We start from the raw sequence: 23,802 nt of genomic DNA, 5'->3' as shown, positions 1-23,802 counted from the left end.
ATCGCATCACCGCTCGCGCGCCAACCCCGCGAACGTCTCCGTGGGGAGGTCGACCGATTCGACCCGTCGCTGGAGCTCTTCGGGAGCGACCGACAGCCGAGCGAGTGCCCGTTCGTCCGCGGCGAGCGCCGCGGCCAGTTCCTCGACGGCGTCCAATCCACCGGCTGACGCGACGGCTATCGTCGCCGACTCGAGGTCTTCGACCGCAGCGAGCCCTTCGGCACGTTCGACACGCCGTTCGATTCGCTCGAACCACGCCACAAACACCTCGGGAGGCCCGCCGGCAGTCAGTGGTTCCGATGTTACCAACTCGACGACCGGCTGCTCGGGACGCGCCGGTGTCGCGAATCCGAGCGGTGTGGTGCCCGCATCGACGGTCCGAGTTACCCCTCGTTCGTCCCACCCGTCGGCCGGCGTTCCCCCGGAACGAGGCGGAAACACGGGGCCGTCGAGACGGCTCTCGATACGAATCCGGTGGGGGCGGTCAGCAGTGACGAGGACTTCGACGAACGTCACGCCATCGACACGCGTCGACTCGACCCTCAGCGTCGGCATACGTCCGTTGGTCACCACCTCGTTGATAAACTACAGCCAGTAGACGGGGGCCTCCAGCCACGCCGTCGCCTCGGCCGCGTCCGAGAAGCGCCGACAGGCGAGGGCGACCGGCGCATGAACGGTTCCGACGCGAGCGACGGCGAGCGCCGCGGTGACCGAATCGGCGTCCGCGAAGGTGCGTCCGTCCCCGCCCGGAGCCGAGACGACGGCCTCATCGGCGGCCGGGCGGACCGATTCGACGAGCTCCACCCGCGCCTCCCGACGGCGGTTTTCGAGTCGGTCCTGCAGTCGAAGACGACGGTCACGTTCGTCCCGGGCGGACCGTGCACGCGAACGTGCGTCTTCGAGAGCTTCCGTCGCAGCGAGATGCTCCGTTTCGGCCTCCGAGAGTTCGCGAATCGCCGTCCGGTACTCGTCGGTCACTGCGTCGTCGTCGGACGCCTGTACCCGCCCGCGAAGCGTCGCCACGCGCTCGCGACGCTCCTCGAGTGCGGCCTCTGTTTCGGCGACCCGCCGACGGGCGTCCGACAGCGTGGGAACCGACGCTTCGTGGTCCGAAAGCCGGCGCCGAATCGATTCGATTTCCTCGTCGACGCTCGTCTCGACTCCGCGAGAGCGTGCCGCAGCCGCGAGCGCCTCACGCCGGTCCAGGGCCATTCCCGGGGCGATGATACGGACGTACTCGTACAATCGCACGGCTCGTTACAGTTCTCGCTCCTTCAGCGTCGACGGCGATGGATGCGGCGCGTCGACGGCGAACTTCGCGTACGCCGTATTCGGGTTCTCCCGACACTCGTAGGCCGTCGCGGCCTCCCGAACCGACTCGGGTACGTCTCGAAACTCGTTGAACGGTTCGGTGCGCTCTACTTGTACGTCGTCGGGGTGTTTCTCCCGGAGTCGCAAGGCGAGAAACGCCCCGAACTCCGTGGCTCGGAGCAGCGCCGCCCGGCCGAACCGACGAACGACGCTGTCCTCGTGTGTTCGGCAAACGTTCCGAAGCGACGTTCTCGCCGCCTGAGAGTACGTCACGACCAACAGCACGACCGGTCGTATTCGCCACCATGTACTAAAATTAACGAATCAATCGATGCGTTCAACCGTCGGTGCCGTCGCGTCGGTCAACGCTTCGACCCGCTTGCGCGCTTCGCGCTCGGACTCGGCGACGACGACGGTTCCCGTATCAGCCCGATACGCAGACAACTCGCCGTCGAACTCCGTGGCGAACGTTCGAACGGCACTTCTGACCTGCCGCTCGCAGGTTTCCAGTTCCGTCTCACCGGCCTCGAAGTCGGCCAACGCCTCCTCGATTCGACGGATAGCAGCGATACGGTCCATCTACACCGACCGCAGGTGCCCGCCCTGCGGTTCGTACACTTCGCCCTTCTGCCGGAGCTTTTCGATTTCGTGTTCGGCCGTCGAGCGCTCGGTACCCATCTCCTCGGCGCGGTCGAGCACTTCTTCGATGGGGGCGCCCTCTTCGTACTCCTCTTGAATTTCGCTGATGAGCGCCTTGATGTTCTTGATGCGGTCGCGTTGGCTCTTGGAGGTGCCCGTCTCGACGATGTCGGCGTCGAACTCGCCGGTTTCGGGGTCGACGCCAACGTCTTTCAGCGAGGACATGACGATGTCGACGGCCTTCTCGGCGTCCCGCTTTTCGACGTGGTCGCCCAACCGCATCCGGGCGCTGGCCTCCGAGAGCCGAACCAGCGCCTCCAGTTTCCGTGCCGTCACCGGAACTGCCGAGCCCTCGTCGAGCCCCTTCGAGCGGAGGTCGACGTAGAAGTCCTCGATGACCGTCTTGGCCTCCTCGGTCATCGTCGGGAACACGTTCCGCTTGGCGAAGGCGATGTACTTCCGCATCAACTCGGGGTCGATGGCCGACTGGACGTCCTCAGTTGCTTTCTCGACTTCGTCCTCCGAGAAGTTCGAGGTCGGGTTCTGCTGTTGGTGGGTGTACACCTCACCGGCGTAGTTGGTCTGGACGATGTGTTCGGCCAGTTCCTTGTCCTTCTCTTGGTCCGGTACGTCGGTGATGATGAACATGATGTCGAACCGCGAGAGCAGCGCCGGTTCGAGGTCGATTTGCTGGCTGTACTTTTCGTGTTGGTCGAAGCGGCCGTACTTCGGGTTCGCCGCCGCCAGAAGCGAACACCGACTCTTCAGCGTCGCGTTGATGCCGGCCTTGTTGACGCTGATTTGCTGCTGTTCGAGGCCCTCGTGGAGCGCCGAGCGGTCCGAGGAGTCCATCTTGTCGAGTTCGTCGACGGCAGCGACGCCGCGGTCGGCCAACACGAGCGCGCCAGCCTCCAGGGTCCACTGCTGGCCGTCGGCGAAGTCGTCGCGAACCGCAGCCGCAGTGAGGCCTGCCGCGGAACTGCTCTTCCCGGAGGTCGACACCGCCCGCGGGGCGATGTTCTTGACGTACTGAATCAACTGGGATTTCCCGGTCCCGGGGTCGCCCATCAGCAGGATGTGGATGTCCCCACGCACTCGGGAGTCGTTGGGGAGGTTCTTCGTGACGCCGGCGAACAACTGGAGGATGATGGCGAGTTTCTCCTGTTCGTAGCCGTGGATGGAAGGCGCCATCGAGTCGATGAACTGCTGTTCGATGTCCTGCTGTTCGGAGAGGGCGTAGATTTCCTTCTTGTCCTCGTCGGTGATGTCCATCTCCTCGAACTCCTCGTCCTCGATTTCGACGGAGATGCCGCTCATGTACACGTCGAAGATGGGTGTCTTGCTCTGATTCTGCTCCTGTTGGTCGAGATGGATGATGCCGATGACCCGAACGTGGTCACCGGGAGTCACCTTCCCAGTGATGTCGTCTTCGATGTTCACGTCGATGCTCTGGGGCGTCTCCCCGCCGCGCAGTCCCTCGGGGGACTCCTGAACGCGGAGTTTCTGGGCGTCGACGAACTCCGATTGGTCGAAGTTGATTTCGAAGGGGCCCTGCCGCTCACAGCCCTGACACTCGTGGGGTTCGTAGAACTCACCGGAGGTCTGGGGGATGCGGGTGAGCGTGCCACAGCGTTGACACTCGAAGGCGGCCTCGGTCACTTTCGGGCGTACGTCGGTCGCCTTCCGGATGATGCCGGAGACGGCGACCAGTTGTCCGCGATGGCGCGCGCGGATGTCGCGGATGCCCGTCGTCTCCTGGAGGTTCTGGACGCGGACGTGAGCCTGGCCCAGTTTCACGTCGACCGGGAGGTCGTACAGGCGGAGGGCCTCCTCGGCGTAGTCGCGCATCTGGTCGGGTTGGGCGACGAAGTCGTCGGCGAGGTCGGGGTCGAAGCGATAGAGGTCGTCCCAGTCGACGTACAGCGAGCGCTGTTCGTTCGGGTACTTCTGGGCGAGTTCGCCGATTTCGTTGCGGTAGTAGTCGCGGTAGAACTGCTCGAACTTGTCGATGACTTCGGTGTTCTCCGCGCGCGCCATGAGAGTATCACGTCTTGGCGCGGCACCGAATAAGAACTTTGCCAACCGGGGTGAAAGTGGACGGGTGATTCCCGCCACGATATAAAAAGCAGGGAGCTTCCGGCAGAACTATGAATTTATTTGTTGTTGTATAGTTGGTATGGTCACCCGTACTGCAATCGTGGCCCTCCTGACGCTGTTGGTCGGCATCGGTATCGCGACGATGCCAGTAGCCGCCCAATCAGTCGAGGACCCTCTCGGTGACAACGATATCGAACTCGGCGGCGACGGCGTTCCCGGCGAGATAACCTTCGAAACCGACGACGGCAGCACGCTCGTCGTCGACGGCGTGGTCGCTGGTGGCCACGCCCGCGTGGACTGCGTCGAGAGCAACTCGCAGGCCAGCTACTGCGAGAAGGACGGCGAGTTGTACCTCGGACCGGGGTCGCTGACCTACGAGGGATACAACGAGTTCGAAAACCGGAGCGACGGTGGCTTCGGTGACTCCTTTGCCGTCATGCAGGACGGCGAGGAAGTCGCCACCGTCGACATCGAAACCCAGGACAACCCCGTTGCAGTCATCGTCGGCTTCCTCGGCGGCCTCGGCTTCGGCATCTTCGGCTGACGGCGGCGGGTTCGCCGTCCGCGATACTCTTGTCGTTCCGCCCCATATGTCAATCGATGACAGACTCCGAACGGCTGGGGGCCGTCTGTGAAACGCTCGCCGCGCGTGGCTACGAACTCGACCGTCGTGCGGGATACGCCGTGGCGACGCCGGTCGACGACACCGACGCAGTCGGTGTTTCGGGACCGTTACACGTCGTCGATGCCGCTCCGGAGCCGGTGGCGGTGCTCGAGGTGGTTGGACAGGCACGGCGGGCGAATCGGACCGCCCTGTTTGCCGCCCACCCTGTCGACGCGGCGGCCATCCGCGAGGTGCTTACGGCGCCACCCGGACTCCGTACACGGGACGACACGGGACGGACGTTCTACAACGGGCCCGACAGACTCCCGGCCGGCGACTTGGGGTGGGCCTGTTGTCGCGCCGACGAATCGCCGGTCTGGCGCGAGGCGGCCGCCGACGGCGTGACCGGCGAGGGGTCGCGGGTCGTCTGTTATGCCGACGACAGCGTCGTTGCTGCCTTCGAGACCGCCGAAAACCTCTCCTGTCCGCGAGTGTCGGCTTTTCCCTACGCCTACGACCGGGACGACGAGGGGCGGTTCCGCGTTCGCACGGTCGACGATGGCCGAACGGTTGGCCGCTTCAACTCCGTGACGGCGATGAAAGACCACGCCTACCGTCCGATTCCCGCACCGCTCGTCCCCGAAGAAATCGTCGGCGACGACCACATTCCGGAGGCGTGGACCCTCGCGACCGTCGAGGAGGGCCGCGTCGTCGAAATCGCTGGCGCCTGACTACGCGCCGTCGCTCCCGCGACCGACCCGAACCGTCTCACGGCCGTCGACCGACCGGACCTGCTGGCCTCGAAGCGCGTTCGTCATCACGAGATGGCCGAAGTACGTCGTCGCGTAGTCACACATGCCGAAGGGGTGGAGGTTCGATTGGTTGGCCTCCGGCAGCAGCGACCCGACGACCTGTATCGTTCCCGCACCGAGTTCCAGCGTTCCGACGACGACATCGCCGCCGGCCGTTCCGGCGACGGTTCCACCCGACTCCTCGAAGGTGTTGCTGTCGATACTCCACACCGGCGCCTCGTCCTCGGAGTAGCCGACCGGCGCGATGTACCACAGGTGGTCCTGAATCGGACGGCGGTCGGTGACCAGTGGGTGACCGTCGTTCACCGAATCGAGTTGGCCGACGTAGCCCGTCTGCTCGTAGATGTCCGTCGAACCGATATCGAGGCTCTCGAACGCCGAAAGCAGGTTCAGGCCGCTGTCGGTGACGACGAGGTTGCCACCCGACTCGACGAACGACTCGACTGACTCGACGTACTCCTCGTCGGCCCCGCCGTCGTCATGGATTGCGACGAGATGGTCGTAACCCGAAAGATCGACACCGTCGGTGAACGGTGCGTTGCCGTTCTCGACACTCTTTCCGGGCGCCGGTGCTTCGACGACCTCCTCGACAGTCACACCGTCGACAGCCACGTCGGAGTCGTCAGCGAGGTCCTCGAAGTACCGCAGCGGCGTCACCTCGTAGTCGCGCTGTTCGTAGCCAAGTTGCTCGCGTGGGTCCGGCGCCTCACCGGCGCCGCGGGCCTGGACGAACGACGCCCGCGCGTCGCTTCCCTCGCCCAGTTCGTCACGCAGTTCGAGCGTCCACTCACCGGCGGCCGGATTCGACACCTCCCACGTCGGCAGCCCACAGCAAGCCCCACCGAGTGCTCGACCGTCGGTTGCATCGAACTCGCGAACGACATCGCCGTCGGGGGCCCGAAGGCGTGCACTTGCGACCGACTGAGGAACGTGGGGATGGACCGCGAGTGCGGTCGTCTCGGGCGCGACGTTCGTCGTTGTCACCCCCGCGCCGCCGGCCGGGACGGTCGTCTCACTCGTCGTCGAGACGCTCGCTTCCTCTGCGTCCGGCGCGTCGGCGGAGTGCGGTAGGTCCTCGGCGCTGGCGGTCAGTGAATCCGTCTCCACGTAGGCGATGTCGCCGTCGCCCTCGAAGCGACCCTCCACGTCGCGGGTGGCGAACTCGACGGCACCGCGAATGGACGCCCGATAGCCGTCGGCCTGCATTCCGACGCGGACCGGGTCGAAAACGTTCCCACCGACGGTGTTCGAGTACGCCATCTCCATGGTGAGACTCGGGATGCCGAGCCCGCCCAACTCCTCGGGGAACGACATCCACTCGTCGACGAAGCCAGTCCCGGAGTAGCCGATGGTCTCGACGGGCGTCCCGTAGTTGAACGCCTGTTCGGGAACCGCCGACAGCCCCGCCGCGCTGGGGTTGAACTGGTCGGTGAGCGGCGACAGTGCCTCGCCGGCCTGCTCCCACTCCGGCAACGCCTCGGTGACGTGGTCGTCGATGATTTCGATGAGGTCGAAACTGTTCTGCAGTTGGTCCGTCGACGACTGGGAGGCTCCATCGAGGGCGAGCACGAAATCCTTCGAGGTCAACATCCCGTGGAGGTCGATACCACAGACGAGGTTCTCGTAGGACCGACAGTGCTCGACGAACGCGAGGGTGTCGGGCGTCGTCTCCTCGACGTACTGCGGCGGCCGTGTCTCGCCGTCGAGGCTCTTCCCGAGCGGTTCGGCGATGGTGTGGGCTGCGGACACCCATCCCGGATTGGGGAATTGGCGGTTGGTGTCGCCGCCGAGATTGCCGCGTTCGTGCAGCGGTGCCCCCGGAACCCCGTTGCTGTCGTACTGCGGTCGACGGGCCGCCCACCCGTCGGGGTTCGTGAAGGTGAACACGAGGGCGTACTCCTCGAGCAGCGCTTCGATGTGTCGCTCACGGCCGGTCAGCACCTCCTCGATGAACCGCGGTGCGGCCTCGCCGCCGGCCCGCTCGTTGCCGTGGATGGTGCAGTTAATCAGTACCCCCTCCTTCTCGGGGAAGGCCTCGCGGTCGTCGACGTTCTCGGCGAGTTCGACCACCAATGCGTCGCGTGGGTCGCGACGGTCGCTGACGTTGTTGTACTTGCCCGCACTTTCCCCGACCGACAGCAATCGCATCCGGTCGTCGTGTACGTCGGCGAGATGTTCGAGTCCGGCGGCCACCTCCTCGTAATCGAGGAAATCGACGCTCCGTTCGGGTTCCGGGAAGACGCCGAGTGGGTAGTAGCCGAGTTGCCAGAACGGGTTCGCCCCCGGCGAGAAGTGAAGCGTCTCCGCCGTCGGCAGGTCGGCGACTCGCTGGGCCTGTGTCGTCGACAGCGTCGCGTAGCCGGCCGGCTGCGGGTCGGTCGTCGTTCGTGTCTCGGCGACGAGCGCCTCCATCGCTCGCAGACCCCCCCACGTCGTCGAACGTCACGAGCGTCGGAACCGCGTAGTCGTCGGGCGTGTGGTTCAGGAGGTACTCGTACTCGGCGTCGAACGCCGACGCCGATGCGTCGGCGCTGGCCTGTCCCGGCAGCGCGAGCGCTCCGCCCGTCGCGGCGGAGAGTCGAACGAACTGCCGGCGGGAAATCGGCGAATCGGTGAACGGGTTGTCGGACATGCTGGTCGCTCTACCGGCCGGTCGAGGAGTGCCTTACAAAACGTTCTGACAAACCCGTCCAAACGGAACCGTGCGGCGACGGCCCGCCGTCGAAAGGGACTACGCTTCGATGCGCTGGCGCTTCCGTTCCGAGAGGGTCTCCAGATATTCCTCAGCATCGAGTGCGGCCATGCTCCCCGTTCCGGCGGACGTAATCGCCTGCCGGTAGTTGGGGTCTGCAACGTCGCCGGCGGCGAAAACGCCGTCGACGGTCGTCCGACCAGTCGGGCGACCGTCCGCGTCGGTCTGCGGAACGATGTAGCCGCTGTCATCGCGCTCGACGCCCGTTCCCTCCAGGAAGTCCGTGTTCGGCGTGTGGCCGACGCCGTAGAACACGCCGCCGACGTCGACCGTTTCGGTGTCGACATCGACGCCGGCATCGGCCTTCTCCCGCGGATACCCGTCGGGATGAGAGACGAGCGTCGCACCGGTCACGCCCGTTTCCTGTGAGCCGTGGAGGGCCTGTAGCTCCGTGTTCCAGCGGAACTCGATGTCCTCGTGCTCGCGGGCGCGTTCGGCCATGATTTCGGAGGCGCGGAGCTCCTCGCGTCGGTGGACGATGGTGACCGACTCGGCGAACTTCGTGAGGAACAGCGCCTCTTCCATCGCGCTGTCGCCACCGCCGATGACGAGAACGTCGTCCCCGCGGTGGAACGCACCGTCACAGGTCGCACACGTCGACAGCCCGTAGCCCATCAGTTCGGATTCGTTTTCGGCGCCGACCCAGCGGGCGCTGGCGCCGGTGGCGACGACGAGCGCACGCGTTCGAATCGTCTCACCCGTCGAGAGGGTGAGTTCTTTCGGCTGCCCGTCGAGGGTCGCGGACTCGACGCTCCCGTGTTGGAACGTCGCGCCGAACCGCTCGGCTTGCTCTTTGCCCCGCTGGACGAGTTCCATGCCGCCGACGCCGTCGGGGAACCCGAGGAAGTTCTCGACGTCGGTGGTCAGCGTCAGCTGGCCACCGGGCTCGTCGCCCTCGAGGACGAGGGGGTCGAGGTCGGCACGCGCCGCGTAGACGGCCGCCGAGAGGCCGGCGATACCCGACCCGGCGACGACCACGTCGTGGATGTCCTCGCTCATTTACTCGGTGTACCCCTCTATCAACGACCGGAGTTGGTCTTCGCCCTGGACACCGACGATTTCCTCGACCTGCTCGCCGTCGGCGAAGAGGACGAGCGTGGGCACCCCGCGGACGCCGTAGGCGGCCGCCAGCTGTTGGTTCGCGTCAACGTCTACTTTCGCGACCGCGGCGTCGGTCTCCGCGGCCAGTCGCTCGACGACGGGCGCAATCATCTGACAGGGACCACACCAGTCGGCGTAGAAGTCCGCGAGGACCACGTCGTTGTCCGCGACGAATTGGTCCAGTTCGCTCTGACCGGCGATAGGACGTGGTTCATCGGGCGTGGTTGCTCCTGCGTCGGAAGCAGTTTCGACTGTCATCACCTCTCGATAGGGACCGGCAGTAATTAAGAGTTATGGGGATTTTCTACAATACTTCTATCGCAATACCCTATCGACCTGAGCGTAACCGACGGCAAAAGAGAGACCCGACTCGACGCTGTATTGCCCGTGTTCGAAACCCCGAGAATGACTAATCTTCGAGTGAGTTCGCGGCGTCGTTCCGTTCGTATTTGTTCTCGAACTCCTCGATGAGTTGGCCCATCTTCGCGTACCAGTCGTTGAGGAACCGCTGCATGTCGTCGGTGACGTTCGAGGCCGGTTTGTACACGTGGTAGTAGCCGCCCTGGTCGTAGTTGACCTGCTCTTTCTGGATGAAACCGGCCTGAAGCAGCCGCTGGACGGCGCGGTACGCCGTCGAGCGCTCGCGGTCGACCGCCTCCGCAATCGCGTCGACGGTCAGCGGTTCGTCCGTGTGAACGAGCGTTTGGAAGACCTCCCTGTCGAGCCGTTTGAGCCCGTGAAAGCACTCCAAGAGCCCCTCACACGCCATATCCTGCTGGAGTTGTTCAGCCATCGAGTCGACCATTGGTATCACGTTCGACTACGTGCTCCGGGACCAAAATACTTGTGTATAGAATTTGCAATTCTGCACAAGTATAGAACCGGTGAGAGCGTCAACTCACGCAATCGAGCACGTCTGTGGATTACCCGTTCGCCCGAGGAAAAACAGCAACAGCAGGATGCCGCCGAGTCGGAGGAGGTTCCCCTCGAAGGGCAGTGCGGCCATCGCACCGACGAAGCCGAGCGCGCCGAGAACGCCGGCACCGCAACTCGCACACCCGGCCGCGAGGAACCCGGGAACGACGCCGAGCATCGTCGACGCACTCGTTCGGCGGGCCCGCCGGAAGAGGGTAATCGCATGCGTCGTCGCGATACCCGTCAACAGCGCGTAGGTCACGACCAAGAAGAGTCCGAGCCACCCGACGCTCAGATACGTTTCCCGCGTGAGGGCGGCAATCCCGTAGAGGAGGTCGGCCGGATTCCTCGTCAGGAGTTGAATCGTGAACTGCGGGAACGTACTCAACACCAAAACCGAATACGCGAGGACGGTCACGACGCCGGCAGTCACGAGTCGGCCATCGGAGGTGAGCGGATAGCCGAGTGCGTCGGGGAGCCCTCGGAGCCACGCCGGAGCCGAATCGCGTGTGATACTCACGCTTCCAACACCCGGTCAAGCGCATTCGAGAAGGTGTCGTAGGGGTGTGCACCGACGAGTTTGCCCGCCGCGTCGGCGTCGCGGTTGTAGAGGACGAACCCGGGCGTCCCCCTGATTTCGACCGATTGGGCGACGCCGACGTTCGTCTCGATGGCGTCACGGATGGCGTCGCCGCGGGACTTCCGACAGCTGTCGACGGCCGAGACGGAAACGCCGTCGGTCCGTTCGGTGATTTCCCTGAACGTCGCCTCATCGGCCCAGTCGTGGCCCGATTCCGATTGGGCGTCGAACGCTGCCTCGTGCCACCGCCAGAATGCTTCGGGGTTGGTCCTTGCGACGGTTCGCCAGACGCAGCGACTCCAGACGGCCGACGGCATCGAGTACTCGCCGATGTTCGGATACGGCAAGACGACGAGTCGCACGTCCCCGGTGTCGATGTAGTTCGAGCCGATTTTCGGGAGGGTTTCGGTTTCGAATTTCTTGCAGAACGGACACAGGTAGTCCGTCCAGTAGTAGACGTCGACCGTCGCATCAGGGTCACCCACGAGCGGTCGCCCGGCGAGTTCGACACCGAATCCGGTCGTCTCCTCGCTGGTGTGGAACGTCTCCGGGACGTATTCGGGTTCGTCGGATTCGGAGCCGGATGCGAGGTACGCGACTCCACCGCCGAACAGGACCGTCGCACCGCCGGCGGCGATCGCCCGCCTGCGCGTAATCTTGCTCTTGCTATCCATTCACGTGCAAGTGCCACTATCCAACGTCATTTGTGTTTCGGTCGTGCGACTTCGGAGGTGACTCACAAGGCCGAGTGCGTTCCCGCCACCATTCATCCGAAGAACCCGAAAGGGGTTTGTCCCGAGAGCCCAATACTCCACAGGAATGACGCTCCCAATTGACCCGACACAGATTAGCCCCGACGACATCGGTGAAGCCGAAGCGACCCTGGAGATGGACCACGAGGAAGCCATCGAACACGTCCGCGAGGTGTTCACAGACGCCGGGTTCGGCATCCCAGTCGAGTTCTCGCCCTCGGAGATGCTCAACGAGAAGGTCGACGCCGGCCGAGACCCCTACTACGTGCTCGGCGCCTGCAATCCGGCGGTTGCCGAGAAGGCGCTCAACGCGACCGACAACAAACTCGGCGCGCTGATGCCCTGCAACGTCGTTATCTGGGAGGAGAGTCCCGGCACCCAGCGCGTCTATCACGTCTCGATTATGCGCATCGCCCGGCTCATCGGCATGGCACCCGACGACGAGGAGATGGCGGACATCGTGGCCGAGACTGGTGAACTCGTCGACGACGCCTTCGAGAACCTATAATGGGGTTTCACACCTTCGACGCCGAGCGTGCCGACAAGCTCGAAGAGGCGGGCAAGCGGTATCGGTTCCTCTCGGCCGAGGAGTTGCTCTGGGCGCTCTCGCCGAGCGACGACGACCACGTCGCCGACTTCGGGAGCGGCACGGGGTTTTTCACCGACGACGTTGCCCCGCACGTCGACACGGTGCACGCAGTCGACGTTCAGGAGTCGATGCACGACTACTACCGAGAGAAAGGCGTTCCGGACAACGTCGAACTCGTGACGAGCGGCGTGGGCGACCTCCCGCTCGCCACCGGGAGCCTCGACGGTGCGTTCTCGACGATGACGTACCACGAGTTCGCCAGCGACGAGGCGCTCGCAGAAATCGCTCGCGTGCTGAAAAGCGAGGGAACCCTCGCCATCGTCGACTGGGCCGCCTCGGGCGACGGAAGCTATGGTCCGCCGGTCGACGAGCGATTCACCGCCGAGGAAGCGGTCGACGCCCTCCGGGAGGCGGGGTTCACCGTCACGCACGAGGCCGTTCGACCGGAAACGTTCCTGCTCACGGCGACGGCGCCGTCGGAGTAGCTACTGGGCCGAAACACCTCGACAGAAAGTGGGACCGCCCGAATTTGAATCGGGGTTACAGCGTCCCAAACGCTGAAGGATACCAAGCTACCCCACGGTCCCGCATTCCTACCGAGACCCCCCGAGCGTGAAAACGTTTCGTTCCGGGCCCCAAGGGCTATATCTTCGCACAGAGAATCGCGTCGATATGGTAACACCAGTCGAAATCGGCCTGTTCGTGCTCGTGTTGGCGCTGCTGTTCGGCGCCTATCGAGTCATCAAGGCCGTCAAACCGTTCATCGTCAACGCCGTCGTCGGCGTGATAATCCTGTTCGTAGCCAGTTTCCTGGGAGTGCCGATAGAGATAACGGCGGTGGCGGTGCTCGTCTGTGCCGTCGGCGGCGTCCCCGGTGCGATACTCGTCATCGCGTTGGCGTATCTCGACATCGCCTTCGTCGGGACGATGGCACCGCTATTAGTGTAGCGCCGTTGTCTTTTGAGACCGAGTAGCACAAACGGCCGTTTGAGCTTAGGGTACCCCTTTGATATCCCCGTGCGTTCGCTCTCGTATGCGACACGTCACGGTGCCTCGCCGACTGTTCGAACCCCTCCGGGCGGCCACCGGAACGCTCCTCAGTATCGTCGAGGGGGTGGCGTTCTGGGCCGCCGCCGTCTTCCCGCTGGTGTACGTGGTCGCGGTCCTGCTGTACGACGCCGGTGTCGTCTCCGAAACCGAACTGGTCGCGTTGGTCGCGCTCAATGCCGTCTCGATAGTCGTCGGCCACCAGCACCGCTCACAGCCATGACGATGCGCCAACAGACCCACCCCGCCGGCCGCCTCCTCGAGTACCTCGAACGTCGCGCGGCCGACGGCGAGATATACGTCAAGAGCAAGTTCCTCGCGGAAGACCTCGACCTCTCGGCGTCCCAAATTGGCGTGCTGCTCGGCCGACTGCAGGATTCGGCGGAGACCCTCGACATCGAGCAGTGGTCCTACACCAACGCGACGACGTGGCGCATCGCGCCCGCCGAGTAATCAGTGCTCGTCGCGGAGTTCGATTTCCGCGACGAGTTCGTAGGGGTCGACGCCCTTCCGAATCGCATCGAGCATCGCGAAGGCCTCGTCGGGCGCGAGGAAGTGTTCGGTGACCGCTCGCCCGAGCGGCGTCGGCTGGAAGCCGTCGATGAACTCGTACTCGATGAGTTTGCCGACGGCGTGTTTCGTCGGCACCTCCCCGACCATGCGGTCGTTGAGCGCCTTCGCCCGCTTGCCCGCGACGGTGATGTTGGCGAGCGTCTCCTCGATTGCGGCGGCCTCGTCGTAGCGCGTGACGACCGGCTCCATCTCCCCCCTTCAACAGTTTGAACGCCACCTCGTCTTCGGTCATCTCCATCGAACTGTGATACGAGCAGTCGGGTTCGACGAGCGTGTAGACGGTCCCCTTGTCGTGGTAGTCCGGGCGGCCCGCGCGGCCCAGCATCTGTTCGAACTCCTGAACCGAGAGCCACTCGATGCCCATCGCCAGCGAGTCGAAGATGACCTGTGAAGCCGGGAAGTCGACCCCCGCCGCGAGCGCCGCCGTGGTGACGACGGCCGCGAGGTCCTGCTCGCCGAACTGCCGTTCGACCTGCTTGCGGCGGCCGTAATCGAGACCCGCGTGATACGGCGCCGAATCGTACTCGAGTTGTCGGGATATCTCGTGACAGCGCCGCCGGGAGTTCGTGAAAATGATTGTCTGGCCGCGATACCCCTTCGAGGATTTCGAGTCGAAGGCCCGCCGGACGAGTTTGTTCTCGATGTCCAACTTCTCGCCACCGTCGGCGAAGGTAACGTGGCGCTCGATGGGCACCGGACGTTCCTCGAACTCGATGAGTTGAGCGTCGAGTTTCCCGGCGAGGTCGCCGGGATTGCCGACCGTCGCGGAGAGATAGACGTACTGGGTGTCGCAGTCGTTGCTCTCCGAGTAGTGTTTGAGCCGCGAGATGAGTCCGTCGAGGCGGTGGCCGCGTTCCTCCTCGCCCAGCGTATGGACCTCGTCGATGACGACGGTGCCGATGTCGCCGAGGTCCTTGCCGGTCCGCAGCGCGTGGTCGATGCCCTCGTAAGTGCCGACGATGACATCGGCTCCGGGGTCGAAGCGGTTGCCCGAATCCCGGATGCGGGAGGCGCCGACCCGCAACGTCACGTCCAGTAAGTCGCCGTAGTCGTCCTCGAAGTCCTCGTGTTTCTGGTTCGCCAGCGCGACGAGGGGGACGAGAAACAGCATCTTCCCTTCCCCTTTCAGCGCGCGGTCGATGCCGGCGAGTTCGCCGACCAGCGTCTTGCCGGTCGCGGTGGCGCTGACGACGAGCTGGTCCCGTCCCTTCAGGAGGTCGTTGTCGACGGCGAGGCTCTGGACGGGCAGCAGGGTGTCGAACTCTTCGAGTCGCGTTTTCAACTCCGGGTGTACGTCGATGTCGCTCGTCGGAACGAGGTCGATGTCGTCGGTCGTCGCCGAAATCTCGTCGAACTTCGTCAACTCGGGGTCGAGTTGCCCCGAGAGCAGGTTCGCAACGCGTTCGAGGTCGCCGACCTCCAACAGGAGGTCCTCGAGGCGGTCCCGCGCGCCCGAGCGAAGGCCACGATAGTTCGCCTCCCGTTCGAGCTCCCGTTTCGCACAGTCGAGACAGATGTGTTCGTTGTCGTATTTGATGGCCGTCTCGGAGGTCAGCGGCGAGTATCGGCCCTTGCCCGCACAGATGCGGCAGGTCCGGACCTGTTTCGCGTCGAGTTGATACCCCTCCAGCATGGCCTCGAGGTCCCGGCGGCCCTCCCGGGAGGTCTGCTGGGAGATGCGGATTCGGCCGGCGCGTCGAGCCATCTCGACGAACTGCTCGGGGCGGCGCGGTATCTCGTCGTCGCCGTCTTTCACCCGAAAGCGGCCGGGACGGGGACCGGCACTCGTCTCCTTGAGGTCGAGACGGCCCTGTAGCAGTCGCTCGCCGTCGCGGCGGATTACCACGGTGAAATCGTCACGCGCCTCGTGGAGGAACAGCGTGTCGACCTCGGCGACCTGCTGTGACACGAGGGTGTGTAGTGTATCGGGGTATTTCAGTCGTCCGGGACGGATGCAAACGGATGCCAACCGGCGAATGGGCGACCAACCTATAATATCGAGCGTGTGGTACTCTAACACACTGTCCTCCCGCTCGGAGTCGGGAGGACGAGGAGGGAAACCAATGCCAACCTACGTCCACCTGATGGAACTCGGCAAGGAGAGCCTCGAAACGATGGAGCGGAGTCCAGACAGACGGCAGGCCGCACGGGAGATGGTCGCCGACCACGGCGGGGAGTTGCTGGACTTCTACTACACGTTCGGCCGGTACGACGTGGTCGCCGTCGCCGAATACCCCGACGACGGTGCGGCCGCACGCGCAGCCATCACGTTCCGCGGTGAGGGCAACACGAGCGTCGAGACGCTGCCGGCATTCACCGAAGCCGAGTGGGACGCGGAGGTCGTCGAAAAGATAGCCTGACGGCACCCACCTCGGGTATCCCACGGCCCAACAGCCGGAGACTCCATTATGAGTAGTAGACAATCGGTTTCATTATTCAGAACAGCTCATGGAACTCGGGTTCAGTATAGGAGAGTCACCGATAGGTCGGTACAGCGGCCGTCGCGCTCAGACCGGGTTTCTCGAACACCCCGACACGCACCCGGTTGTACCGGAGGGGTTTTGTAGCGGTAGCAGAGAGAAGAAGATAGACGGCACGGTCAGACAGCCACCTTTCAACTCACGTGGTTTCCACGTGTAATTGCCGCTGGCTGACCTACCCCGTCACTCTAACACCGAGGAGCGACCGCTACTCCATACCCAAGACGCACCGAACCGAGAGCGTCGGGTTTGCACGTGTAGTGACCGGACGACCAGATTCGGTTTCAGGGAGTATTCTGACTGACGAAGTCGCGATACTATCTACTGCTATTCCAGCAACTCGATAGCGTCGTCGCCGTTCGGCACCGCACAGATGAACGCTCCCGGGTCGTCGCCTTCGTTGCGGTACCAGTGGACCGTGCCGGCGGGGATGTGCAGCGAATCGCCGGCGGAGACGGTGTACTCCTCGTCCCCGAGTCCGACGGTGTACTCGCCCTCGAGGACGTACTGCTCGTGTTCGATGTCGTTGGTGTGTTTCGGCACCTCGGCGCCCGCGTCGAGGACGAACCGCCGCAACGCGAGGTTCGGCGTTCCGTGTTCGGGGCCGACGAGGACGCCCTTCGAGAGGCCCTCGGCGGCGGAGACTGGTTCGTACTCGATGTCGTCGTCGCGGCGGACGAGCGGTCGGTCTGGTTCAGGTTCGGACATACTCGGGACTACGAACCGGGGGAGTACGAACCCGTCGGTCAGTCTTTTAATAGGTTCGCGGACCCACTGACACCCATGAAGAACTTCCGCGTCGGCAGCGCCTTCGGAATACCCATCAAATTGGACCTGACGTTCCTGTTGATTCTGCCGGTGTTCGCCTACCTCATCGGCATCCAGTTAGAGAGTCTCGTCGAACTCCTCAACGCGCAGTTCACGGTCGCCTTCGACGCCAGCGTGCTCGCGGCGTCGACCGGGACCCGCTTCGGTATCGGGTTGGCGGCCGCGTTGGGGCTGTTCTTCTGTGTCGTCCTCCACGAGTTCGGCCACTCGCTGGTGGCGCGTCGCTACGGCGTCCACATCGACTCGATTACGCTGTGGCTGCTCGGCGGCATCGCACAGATGCAGGAGATTCCCGAAGACTGGAAACAGGAGTTCAACATCGCCATCGCCGGCCCCATCGTCTCGGTGCTGGCCGGCGTCGCCGCCTACTTCGCGTTCCGGACGGTTCCCGACGGCGGCTTCCTCTTGGAAGCCACCCCAGTTCACGCTCGCGTATCTCGCCATCATGAACATCGTGTTGGCGGTGTTCAACATGCTCCCGGGCTTTCCGATGGACGGCGGCCGCATCCTCCGGGCACTGTTGGCCCGGAACCGACCACACGCACAGGCGACCCAGCAGGCCGCCCGCGTCGGCCAACTGTTCGCCATCCTCCTGGGGCTGTTCGGCCTGCTCGTGAACTTCAATCCGTTTCTCATCGTGCTGGCGTTCTTCATCTACATCGCCGCCGCCTCGGAATCGACGCGGACGGTCATGAACGCTGCCTTCGATGGCGTCACCGTCGGCGACGTGATGACGCCCCGGGACCGACTCGACGTGGTCACCCCGAAGACGACCGTCGCCGAGTTGGTCGAACGGATGTTCCGTGAGCGCCACACCGGCTACCCAGTCATGGAGGGCGACCGCGTCGCCGGCGTCGTCACCCTCGACGACGCCCGCGAGGTCGACGCAGTCGAACGCGACGCCTACCGCGTCGAAGACATCATGAGCCACGACATCCACGCCGTCGAACCGGACGTGCCGGTGATGACCGCCTTCGAGACGATGCAGCAGAACGGCGTCGGCCGCCTGCTCGTCATCGAGGGTGAAACCGCCGAGGAGTCCGGCCGGCTGGTCGGCCTGCTCTCCCGAACCGACGTGATGACCGCCCTCGACATCGTGAAATCGGGCGGGTCGCCGAGTCGCCGCTCCGTCGGCGGCGACACTCGGGCCGCCGAGGCGCTGGACCGCGAGCGAGCCTGACGCCGAGGGGCTTTTCTTCGCCGACGCGCTGGAGTCGGTGTGGACCTCCACGTCAGATACGAGGGCGACGACGACCCCGAGAAGTGCTCGGCTCGAAAACTCGCGCGCTTCGACTTCGTCGACCTCCATCGCTCGGCGCGGGCGACCCCGCCCGGTATCGTGCTCGACCCCCACGCCGAGCAGGCGCTGTCGCCGGCCGATGCCGACGAAAGCGATGCCCTCGTCGCCCTCGATTGTTCGTGGGAAACCGCCGAGGCCGAGGCGTTCAAACTCGACGGCCCACACCGGGCACTCCCGTTTCTCGTCGCCGCTAATCCGGTCAACTACGGGACGCCGTTCCAGTTGAACACCGTCGAGGCGTTCGCCGCGGCGCTGTGTATCCTCGGCGAGCGCGACCACGCCGAGGAACTGCTCGGGAAGTTCCGGTGGGGCCACACGTTTCTGGAGTTGAACGACGAACCCCTCCGGCGCTACGCCGACTGTGCGGATTCCGCGGAGGTCGTCGCCGTCCAACAGGAGTACCTCGACCGCGGCGAGGAGTGAATTACCACCGGAAGCCAACGGGGTCGGCCGGCGGGTCGAGCGGACTTTGCGGTAGGTCGTCGTCAAGGTCAGTCGCGTTGTACGCACCCGGCGCCACGTCGTTCGGCGTCTCGGGGTAAAACAGCGAGGCGAGCAGTTGGATGTGTCCGCGGCCGACGCCGAGTTCGAACTGTCCGCCGCCGTACATCGAGATTCCGTTGTCTTCGCAGTAGTCGATGGCAGCGAGCAGCGACTCGACGGTCCCGAACCGGGAGGGTTTGATGTTGAGCCAGTTCGGTTCGAACGGCAGCGCCTCGATGTCTGCGACGCTCGTTATCGGCGCGTCCCACGACAGTCGGTCGCTGACAGATTCGAGGATAGGTCGCGTTTCGTCGGTCACCGCGGGGTCCTCGATGACGGCCTCCGGGAACGTCTCTGCGACCCGTCGATAGAGGTCGGGGTCGACGGAGCCGTCGACGGTCGTCCCCTCGTAGTGACCCTTCAAATCCAGCGTCCGGACGCCGCCGCGTTCGGCGACTGCGGCACAGAACGCCTCGTCCCACTCCTCGGTGGGGTCGAGTTTGAACTCGGCGTCGGGAGCGACCGACCGGATGTCGTCGAGGCGTTCGGGCGACTCCAGTCGCGTGCTGACGACGAACCGGACCGGGTCGTACGTCCGGTCCAAGACGCTCCCGAGGTCGGTGTCGGCCTGCCGCAGTGCCAAATCCAGCGCCGCGCTCTCGAAGCCCCACCGCCGATAGTGGGCGTCGGCCTCGTTCGCCGGCGGTTCGGGGAACAGCGAGAGCGTATCGAGGTGTTCGGAGAATGAATCGAGCGTGTACGCTCCCGAAAGGTCGAGGCCGCCGTCGGCGTAAGCGTCCTGAAACAGTCGCTGGTCGTCGGCGTCGTAGCCCACGTCCTCGCCGCGGCCGGTCTCGCCGTCGCCGGACAGCGAAATCGTCGTGGAAACACGTGTGAACCCACTCGAAACGTCGCGTTGGGCGGCGTCGAGCTCGTAGTCGTCGACGACGAGCGGCAGGTCCGCGAGTCGGTCGTACATACCCCGGCTTCGATGAGGAACCACCTAAATCCACTCGAACGGGACGGTCGGCGAGCGACGACGAAGGGAAAGGTTAAACGGTAGCGACCGCCTCCGAACGCGTATGGCTAACTTCGAAGAGGCGGAAAAGCGCACCCTCGAGAAGATGATTTGCATGCGCTGTAACGCCCGAAACTCCAAGCGAGCGAAACGATGCCGCAAGTGCGGTTACAAGAACCTCCGTCCGAAGGCGAAGGAGCGCCGCGCGGCCTAAGCCGGCACTCGTTTCTCTCGTCAATCGCGTCCGGTAGCCATCGGCTCGTCGCTGTGGCTCGCCGTCGCTACTCTTCGGGGTACTTCGGTTCGCGTTTCTCCGCTCGGCCGAGTGCCGTCTCCACCACGTCCCGAACGTCGCCGTGGAACTCCTCGCCGTGGCCGGCGTACATGTGTTCGACGCCATCGCCCATCCGGTCGAGTAACGTCTCGATGCTCTCGATGAGCCGTTCCCTCGATTGGCCGGCCATGTCGGTGCGGCCGAAACTGCCGTAGTCGAAGGCGCCGTCGTCGTGGACGACCACGTCGCCGCTGAACAGCGTCGTCTCCGAGACGAAGGAGACGTGGTCGTCGGCGTGTCCCGGCGTGTACACCACGTCGAAAGCCTCGTCGCCGATGAACACCTGCTCGCCGTCGTCGAGGTCGCTGGCCCGGCGCGGGTGGTCGGCGTAGGCGTACAGCGGCGCGTCGAAAGCGTCCAAAACCGCGTCGAGTTGAGCGACGTGGTCGCCGTGCTGGTGTGTCAACACGACGGCGTCGAGGCCGTCAGTGTGTTCGCGGATGACATCGACGACACCCTCCATCGCACCCGCGTCGACGAGTACCGTTCGGTCGCCCTCGACGAGATACGCGTTGCAGGTGAACGTCTCCGCGTCCGCGGTTACGTTGGTTACGTCCATACGAACCACCTCATGCCGCGGCGTATTGATGCTGGCGGCACCATCGGCGACGACTCCGAGCGGCGTATCATTTACAATCATGAAACACGTACCCACGGACGACCATGGGGTTCGGAAGCTACGACGAATCCGAACAGGAGTCCCAGCAAATCGATACCGACATCGAGGAATCCGACCAGTCGACGCTGCCCACTCACGACGGCGAGGTCGAATTCGAGTACGACGACGCCTCCAGCGAAGACCTCCTGGAGACGTTCGAGGAAATCAAAGGGCAGTGAGGTGAAACCCGGCCGCCGCGCGCTCGGCATCGCGGAATCATACCGAGGCACCGACGACGGCGCGAGCAGCACACTCGGTGGCGCGGTGGTTCGCGCTAACCGAGTCGTCGACGACTTCGTTTTCGGGTCGTGTACCGTCGGCGGCAGTGACGCAACCGACGCCATTATCGACTGCTGGCGTCGCTTAGACCGCCCGGACGTTCGGTACGTGTTCCTCGCCGGCGTCGCGCTCGCGTGGTACAACATACCCGACCTCGACGTGCTCCACGAGGCGACCGACCGGCCGGTCGTCGCCGTCACTTTCGAGGACAGCGAGGGACTCTCCGAAGCCATCGAAGACGCCTTCGAGGGCGCCGAGCGCGAACGCCGCCTCGACAGCTATCTGGCGCTGCCGGAGCGGCGGCGTGTTACGGTCGACGGTCGGGACCTCTTCGTTCGGAGCGTCGGCATCGAGGCCGCGGAAGCCGATAGTATCGTCGCCGCCTACACCCCCGAACGTCGGCCCGAACCGCTTCGGGTGGCAAAACGGGCCGCTCGACGCGTGGACGCGTTCCGAGAGCGGACGGAAGACGACGAGTTCCGGCGGGATTAACTCGCCGGCCAATGACCGACCGTCATGGACGACATCGCAGTTCACGACTGCACTCGGTGTGAGGAGTTGTGTGCCTCCCGGAGTCGCATCGTCAACGGCGTCGGGGCGACCGACGCCGAGTTGCTGTTCGTCGGCGAGGCACCGGGGGCACAGGAGGACGCCGAGGGCGAACCGTTCGTCGGTCGCTCCGGCGACGTGCTGACCGAGGCGCTCCGGGACCGCGGACTGGCACGCCGGGACGTTCGCATCACCAACTGCGTTCGCTGTCGGCCGCCGGAGAACCGCGACCCGACCGTCGAGGAACGGGAGAACTGCCGAGAGTACCTCGAAGCAGAAATCGACGCCGTCGACCCCGCAGTCGTCGTGACGCTCGGGAAAGTTCCCTCCGAACATCTGCTGGAGCGGTCGGTCGCGGTGACGAAGGAGGCCGGCACGCTCCACGACGCCCGCATCGCCGGGTCGACGCGACGGCTGCTCGTCTGTGTCCACCCCGCAGCGACGCTGTACGACCCCAGCCAACGGGAAACCTTCGACGACGCCCTCGACGAAGCACTCGCCCTCGTCGACGACGAGGGAAGCGACGGCCAATCGCGGCTTGGAGACTTTTAGAGATACAGTTTTCCGAGACGAAAATTGACGAACACGCGAACGAGTTGTTCGGCCTGCGCCAATCCGCGCACGTCTGTACTCGGATATTGACTCCGGGGATGGAAACCCACTTTGCCCCCGCCCGCCCACCAACGAGTATGAGCACCACCCAACGGACCGCCGAGGTCGTCCTCGTCGACTACGGGCTCGGGAACCTCCGGAGTGCGACCCGGGGGCTCGAACGCGCCGGCGCCGAGGTGACGCTGACCGACGACCCAGCCGACTTCGAGACCGCCGACGGCATCGTCCTGCCGGGCGTCGGGGCGTTCAGCGAAGGCATGGACAACGCCGGGCCGTTCCGTGAACCGCTCGTCGAGGCCGCCGCCGACGGCAAACCGCTGTTCGGCATCTGTCTCGGGATGCAGATGCTTCTGACCTCCAGCGAGGAGGCCGACCACGTCGGACAGGGCGACGTCGAGGGCCTCGATTTGATTCCGGGCCGCAACGTCCGCTTCAGCGAGGGCCAGAAGGTTCCGCACATGGGCTGGAACGAACTATCCGTCCAGCGCGAACACCCCATCGCGGAGGGCGTCGACGGCGACTACGCCTACTTCGTCCACTCCTACTACGCCGCCCCCGACAGCGACGACGCCGTCGTCGCGACGACCGACTACGATATCGACTTCCCGGCCATTGTCGCAAACGAGGCGGGTAACGTCTTCGGCACGCAGTTCCACCCCGAGAAATCCGGCGAGACGGGCCTCCGCATCCTCCGAAACTTCGTCGACTACTGTATCGAGCGGTGACGATATCGCCGAGTCATCAGTACTGAAGGGACGAAAGAACGGTGCTGTTGAAATATATTCATGAGGCTCTGTTCTCAGTGAAACAGTCGTTACGTAGGGCTGCGGATTGAGCGGAAGGGAGTCAGCTATTCACTCGTTGAGGCCGTTTGCTAAAGAACTCCACCGACAATACTTCCAATAATAGTGGCCCCACCGATAATCGTCCCGAGAATAAGTATCACACCCCCGATTTCCATCAGGTATACGCTCGTTGGCGGAGGGCCACCTGCCCGACCGACAAACAAGGAGGCGAGGACGCTGCTAATTGCGGTTGGCAAAAACACGAGTAATGCAGGAATTTTCGCTTGACTCATACTCTGTCGCAAGCGAAACTCTTCGGTTTGCCGTTCCGTGCCCGAACTCTTCTGTCGTTGGTGGCGCTGATACGCTGAATACGCACCCACCAAGAACGAGACACCGGCTATCCCTAAGAGAGCGGAGCCAAGAACGGGGTCAAGCATTATTTCCACTTCAGATGTTTCATACATAATATTTCAACCCGATTCAACCGATGATTGCTTGCCCTGTACCAACCGGAGCCGAAGTCAAAATATCTCTCGCAGATTAGTTCAACAGAACAGAGAGCGGAGCATCCGCGCGCCGCAGGCGCGCGGTTCACGGCGACGAGCGAAGCGAGTCGCCGCCTTTTTCATCGAAGTTTTTGCGCCGAGGGGTCGCGCTCCGCGCGACCCGAGGCGCAAAAAGTTCGTTTCAGAAGGTCTCGA

The 23,802-nt window shown here is 64.3% G+C and carries 28 protein-coding genes, 1 tRNA gene and 3 pseudogenes; 15 read left to right on the top strand and 17 right to left on the bottom strand.

The features are described from left to right. Nucleotides 1-6: 6 nt before the first annotated feature. Genes GJ631_RS03285 through GJ631_RS03265 form a run of 5 tightly spaced genes read right to left on the bottom strand, consistent with a single transcriptional unit; the run spans nt 7 to nt 3,987 of the window. Nucleotides 7-555 carry a hypothetical protein gene (locus GJ631_RS03285; protein ID WP_156707775.1) on the bottom strand — a complete coding sequence of 183 codons (549 nt, stop codon included), beginning with the start codon at nt 553-555 and terminating at the stop codon, nt 7-9. Nucleotides 556-585: 30 nt separating this feature from the next. After that, nucleotides 586-1,251, bottom strand: coding sequence for a hypothetical protein (locus GJ631_RS03280; protein ID WP_156707774.1), 666 nt, complete (start codon nt 1,249-1,251; stop codon nt 586-588). Nucleotides 1,252-1,257: 6 nt separating this feature from the next. After that, nucleotides 1,258-1,596 (bottom strand): hypothetical protein, encoded by a 339-nt coding sequence (locus tag GJ631_RS03275; RefSeq protein ID WP_370518544.1) that lies wholly within the window; start codon nt 1,594-1,596, stop codon nt 1,258-1,260. A 39-nt stretch (nt 1,597-1,635) separates the two neighbouring features. Then, nucleotides 1,636-1,890: a hypothetical protein gene (locus tag GJ631_RS03270; RefSeq protein WP_156707773.1), complete on the bottom strand. Its 255-nt coding sequence runs from the start codon at nt 1,888-1,890 to the stop codon at nt 1,636-1,638. Further along, nucleotides 1,891-3,987, bottom strand: coding sequence for a minichromosome maintenance protein MCM (locus GJ631_RS03265; RefSeq protein ID WP_156707772.1), 2,097 nt, complete (start codon nt 3,985-3,987; stop codon nt 1,891-1,893). 139 nt (nt 3,988-4,126) lie between these two features. Here GJ631_RS03265 and GJ631_RS03260 point away from each other — a divergent pair, with 139 nt between their 5' ends. Together GJ631_RS03260 and GJ631_RS03255 are read left to right on the top strand one after the other, a co-directional pair. Continuing rightward, nucleotides 4,127-4,591 (top strand): hypothetical protein, encoded by a 465-nt coding sequence (locus tag GJ631_RS03260; protein ID WP_156707771.1) that lies wholly within the window; start codon nt 4,127-4,129, stop codon nt 4,589-4,591. Between the two features lie 56 nt (nt 4,592-4,647). Continuing rightward, on the top strand, nt 4,648-5,382 hold the full coding sequence (locus GJ631_RS03255; RefSeq protein WP_156707770.1) for a hypothetical protein: 735 nt from the start codon (nt 4,648-4,650) through the stop codon (nt 5,380-5,382). Here the strand turns inward: GJ631_RS03255 and GJ631_RS03250 are convergent, their stop codons facing one another. From GJ631_RS03250 to GJ631_RS03220, 7 genes and pseudogenes are all read right to left on the bottom strand, one after another. Next, nucleotides 5,383-7,875: a M14 family zinc carboxypeptidase gene (locus tag GJ631_RS03250; RefSeq protein WP_156707769.1), complete on the bottom strand. Its 2,493-nt coding sequence runs from the start codon at nt 7,873-7,875 to the stop codon at nt 5,383-5,385. 124 nt (nt 7,876-7,999) lie between these two features. After that, nucleotides 8,000-8,095 (bottom strand): annotated as a pseudogene (locus GJ631_RS19405) (twin-arginine translocation signal domain-containing protein); the annotation flags it as partial. A 99-nt stretch (nt 8,096-8,194) separates the two neighbouring features. Next, on the bottom strand, nt 8,195-9,214 hold the full coding sequence (locus tag GJ631_RS03240; protein ID WP_156707768.1) for an NAD(P)/FAD-dependent oxidoreductase: 1,020 nt from the start codon (nt 9,212-9,214) through the stop codon (nt 8,195-8,197). Next, entirely contained in the window at nt 9,215-9,574 is a 360-nt protein-coding gene (gene trxA, locus GJ631_RS03235) for a thioredoxin (protein WP_156707767.1), read from the bottom strand. Nucleotides 9,575-9,725: 151 nt separating this feature from the next. Then, nucleotides 9,726-10,121, bottom strand: coding sequence for a helix-turn-helix domain-containing protein (locus tag GJ631_RS03230; protein WP_156707873.1), 396 nt, complete (start codon nt 10,119-10,121; stop codon nt 9,726-9,728). A 93-nt stretch (nt 10,122-10,214) separates the two neighbouring features. Continuing rightward, nucleotides 10,215-10,751, bottom strand: a complete 537-nt coding sequence (locus GJ631_RS03225; protein WP_197424798.1) for a hypothetical protein — start codon at nt 10,749-10,751, stop codon at nt 10,215-10,217. After that, the gene (locus GJ631_RS03220) at nt 10,748-11,485 is read right to left on the bottom strand and encodes a thioredoxin domain-containing protein (protein WP_156707766.1); all 738 of its coding nucleotides are present in this window, start codon (nt 11,483-11,485) and stop codon (nt 10,748-10,750) included. The genes GJ631_RS03225 and GJ631_RS03220 overlap by 4 nt, the downstream gene beginning before the upstream one ends. 145 nt (nt 11,486-11,630) lie before the next feature. Here GJ631_RS03220 and GJ631_RS03215 point away from each other — a divergent pair, with 145 nt between their 5' ends. Both GJ631_RS03215 and GJ631_RS03210 read left to right on the top strand, forming a co-directional pair. Beyond that, a complete protein-coding gene (locus GJ631_RS03215; protein ID WP_156707765.1) occupies nt 11,631-12,071 on the top strand; it encodes a DUF302 domain-containing protein in 441 nt (146 codons plus the stop codon). Next, complete coding sequence (locus GJ631_RS03210) at nt 12,071-12,637, top strand: class I SAM-dependent methyltransferase (RefSeq protein WP_156707764.1); 567 nt, start codon at nt 12,071-12,073, stop codon at nt 12,635-12,637. The genes GJ631_RS03215 and GJ631_RS03210 overlap by 1 nt, the downstream gene beginning before the upstream one ends. A 29-nt stretch (nt 12,638-12,666) precedes the next feature. Here the strand turns inward: GJ631_RS03210 and GJ631_RS03205 are convergent. After that, a tRNA-Pro gene (locus GJ631_RS03205) sits at nt 12,667-12,739 on the bottom strand. A gap of 85 nt (nt 12,740-12,824) precedes the next feature. Here GJ631_RS03205 and GJ631_RS03200 point away from each other — a divergent pair. From GJ631_RS03200 to GJ631_RS03190, 3 genes are all read left to right on the top strand, one after another. After that, a complete protein-coding gene (locus GJ631_RS03200) occupies nt 12,825-13,100 on the top strand; it encodes a pro-sigmaK processing inhibitor BofA family protein (protein WP_156707763.1) in 276 nt (91 codons plus the stop codon). Nucleotides 13,101-13,185: 85 nt separating this feature from the next. Continuing rightward, nucleotides 13,186-13,422 carry a hypothetical protein gene (locus GJ631_RS03195; protein WP_197424796.1) on the top strand — a complete coding sequence of 79 codons (237 nt, stop codon included), beginning with the start codon at nt 13,186-13,188 and terminating at the stop codon, nt 13,420-13,422. Continuing rightward, nucleotides 13,419-13,652, top strand: a complete 234-nt coding sequence (locus GJ631_RS03190) for a hypothetical protein (RefSeq protein ID WP_156707762.1) — start codon at nt 13,419-13,421, stop codon at nt 13,650-13,652. The genes GJ631_RS03195 and GJ631_RS03190 overlap by 4 nt, the downstream gene beginning before the upstream one ends. Here GJ631_RS03190 and GJ631_RS03185 read toward each other — a convergent pair. Continuing rightward, nucleotides 13,653-15,681, bottom strand: a pseudogene (locus GJ631_RS03185) (DEAD/DEAH box helicase). It abuts the gene before it with no gap. 154 nt (nt 15,682-15,835) lie between these two features. On the opposite strand from GJ631_RS03185, the gene GJ631_RS03180 reads away from it, so the two are divergent. Continuing rightward, nucleotides 15,836-16,132, top strand: a complete 297-nt coding sequence (locus GJ631_RS03180) for a GYD domain-containing protein (protein WP_197424794.1) — start codon at nt 15,836-15,838, stop codon at nt 16,130-16,132. Between the two features lie 447 nt (nt 16,133-16,579). Here GJ631_RS03180 and GJ631_RS03175 read toward each other — a convergent pair whose 3' ends face one another. Continuing rightward, nucleotides 16,580-16,960 (bottom strand): cupin domain-containing protein, encoded by a 381-nt coding sequence (locus GJ631_RS03175; RefSeq protein WP_156707760.1) that lies wholly within the window; start codon nt 16,958-16,960, stop codon nt 16,580-16,582. A gap of 75 nt (nt 16,961-17,035) precedes the next feature. Here GJ631_RS03175 and GJ631_RS19400 point away from each other — a divergent pair. Then, a pseudogene (locus GJ631_RS19400) lies at nt 17,036-18,260 on the top strand (site-2 protease family protein). Nucleotides 18,261-18,299: 39 nt separating this feature from the next. Next, a complete protein-coding gene (locus tag GJ631_RS03165) occupies nt 18,300-18,803 on the top strand; it encodes a DUF367 family protein (protein WP_370518543.1) in 504 nt (167 codons plus the stop codon). A 1-nt stretch (nt 18,804) separates the two neighbouring features. On the opposite strand, the gene GJ631_RS03160 is transcribed toward GJ631_RS03165, so the two are convergent. Then, nucleotides 18,805-19,842, bottom strand: a complete 1,038-nt coding sequence (locus GJ631_RS03160) for a hypothetical protein (RefSeq protein WP_156707759.1) — start codon at nt 19,840-19,842, stop codon at nt 18,805-18,807. A 103-nt stretch (nt 19,843-19,945) separates the two neighbouring features. Here GJ631_RS03160 and GJ631_RS03155 point away from each other — a divergent pair, with 103 nt between their 5' ends. Next, complete coding sequence (locus GJ631_RS03155) at nt 19,946-20,095, top strand: 50S ribosomal protein L40e (RefSeq protein ID WP_156707758.1); 150 nt, start codon at nt 19,946-19,948, stop codon at nt 20,093-20,095. A gap of 67 nt (nt 20,096-20,162) precedes the next feature. Here the strand turns inward: GJ631_RS03155 and GJ631_RS03150 are convergent, their stop codons facing one another. After that, nucleotides 20,163-20,774, bottom strand: a complete 612-nt coding sequence (locus GJ631_RS03150; protein WP_156707757.1) for an MBL fold metallo-hydrolase — start codon at nt 20,772-20,774, stop codon at nt 20,163-20,165. Nucleotides 20,775-20,878: 104 nt separating this feature from the next. On the opposite strand from GJ631_RS03150, the gene GJ631_RS03145 reads away from it, so the two are divergent. The 4 genes from GJ631_RS03145 to hisH all read left to right on the top strand — a co-directional run bounded on the left by GJ631_RS03145 (nt 20,879) and on the right by hisH (nt 23,038). Next, the gene (locus GJ631_RS03145) at nt 20,879-21,052 is read left to right on the top strand and encodes a DUF5786 family protein (RefSeq protein ID WP_156707756.1); all 174 of its coding nucleotides are present in this window, start codon (nt 20,879-20,881) and stop codon (nt 21,050-21,052) included. A gap of 1 nt (nt 21,053) precedes the next feature. Beyond that, a complete protein-coding gene (locus tag GJ631_RS03140; RefSeq protein WP_370518542.1) occupies nt 21,054-21,644 on the top strand; it encodes a DUF99 family protein in 591 nt (196 codons plus the stop codon). Nucleotides 21,645-21,668: 24 nt separating this feature from the next. Next, on the top strand, nt 21,669-22,253 hold the full coding sequence (locus tag GJ631_RS03135) for a uracil-DNA glycosylase family protein (protein ID WP_156707755.1): 585 nt from the start codon (nt 21,669-21,671) through the stop codon (nt 22,251-22,253). Nucleotides 22,254-22,390: 137 nt separating this feature from the next. After that, a complete protein-coding gene (gene hisH, locus GJ631_RS03130) occupies nt 22,391-23,038 on the top strand; it encodes an imidazole glycerol phosphate synthase subunit HisH (protein WP_156707754.1) in 648 nt (215 codons plus the stop codon). The last annotated feature ends 764 nt before the right edge of the window (nt 23,039-23,802 follow it).

This window comes from Natronomonas sp. CBA1123, assembly GCF_009741925.1.
GTDB lineage: Archaea > Halobacteriota > Halobacteria > Halobacteriales > Haloarculaceae > Natronomonas.
Note: the sequence above shows the minus strand (reverse complement) of the source record. Positions and strands in the feature narration are given on the sequence as shown.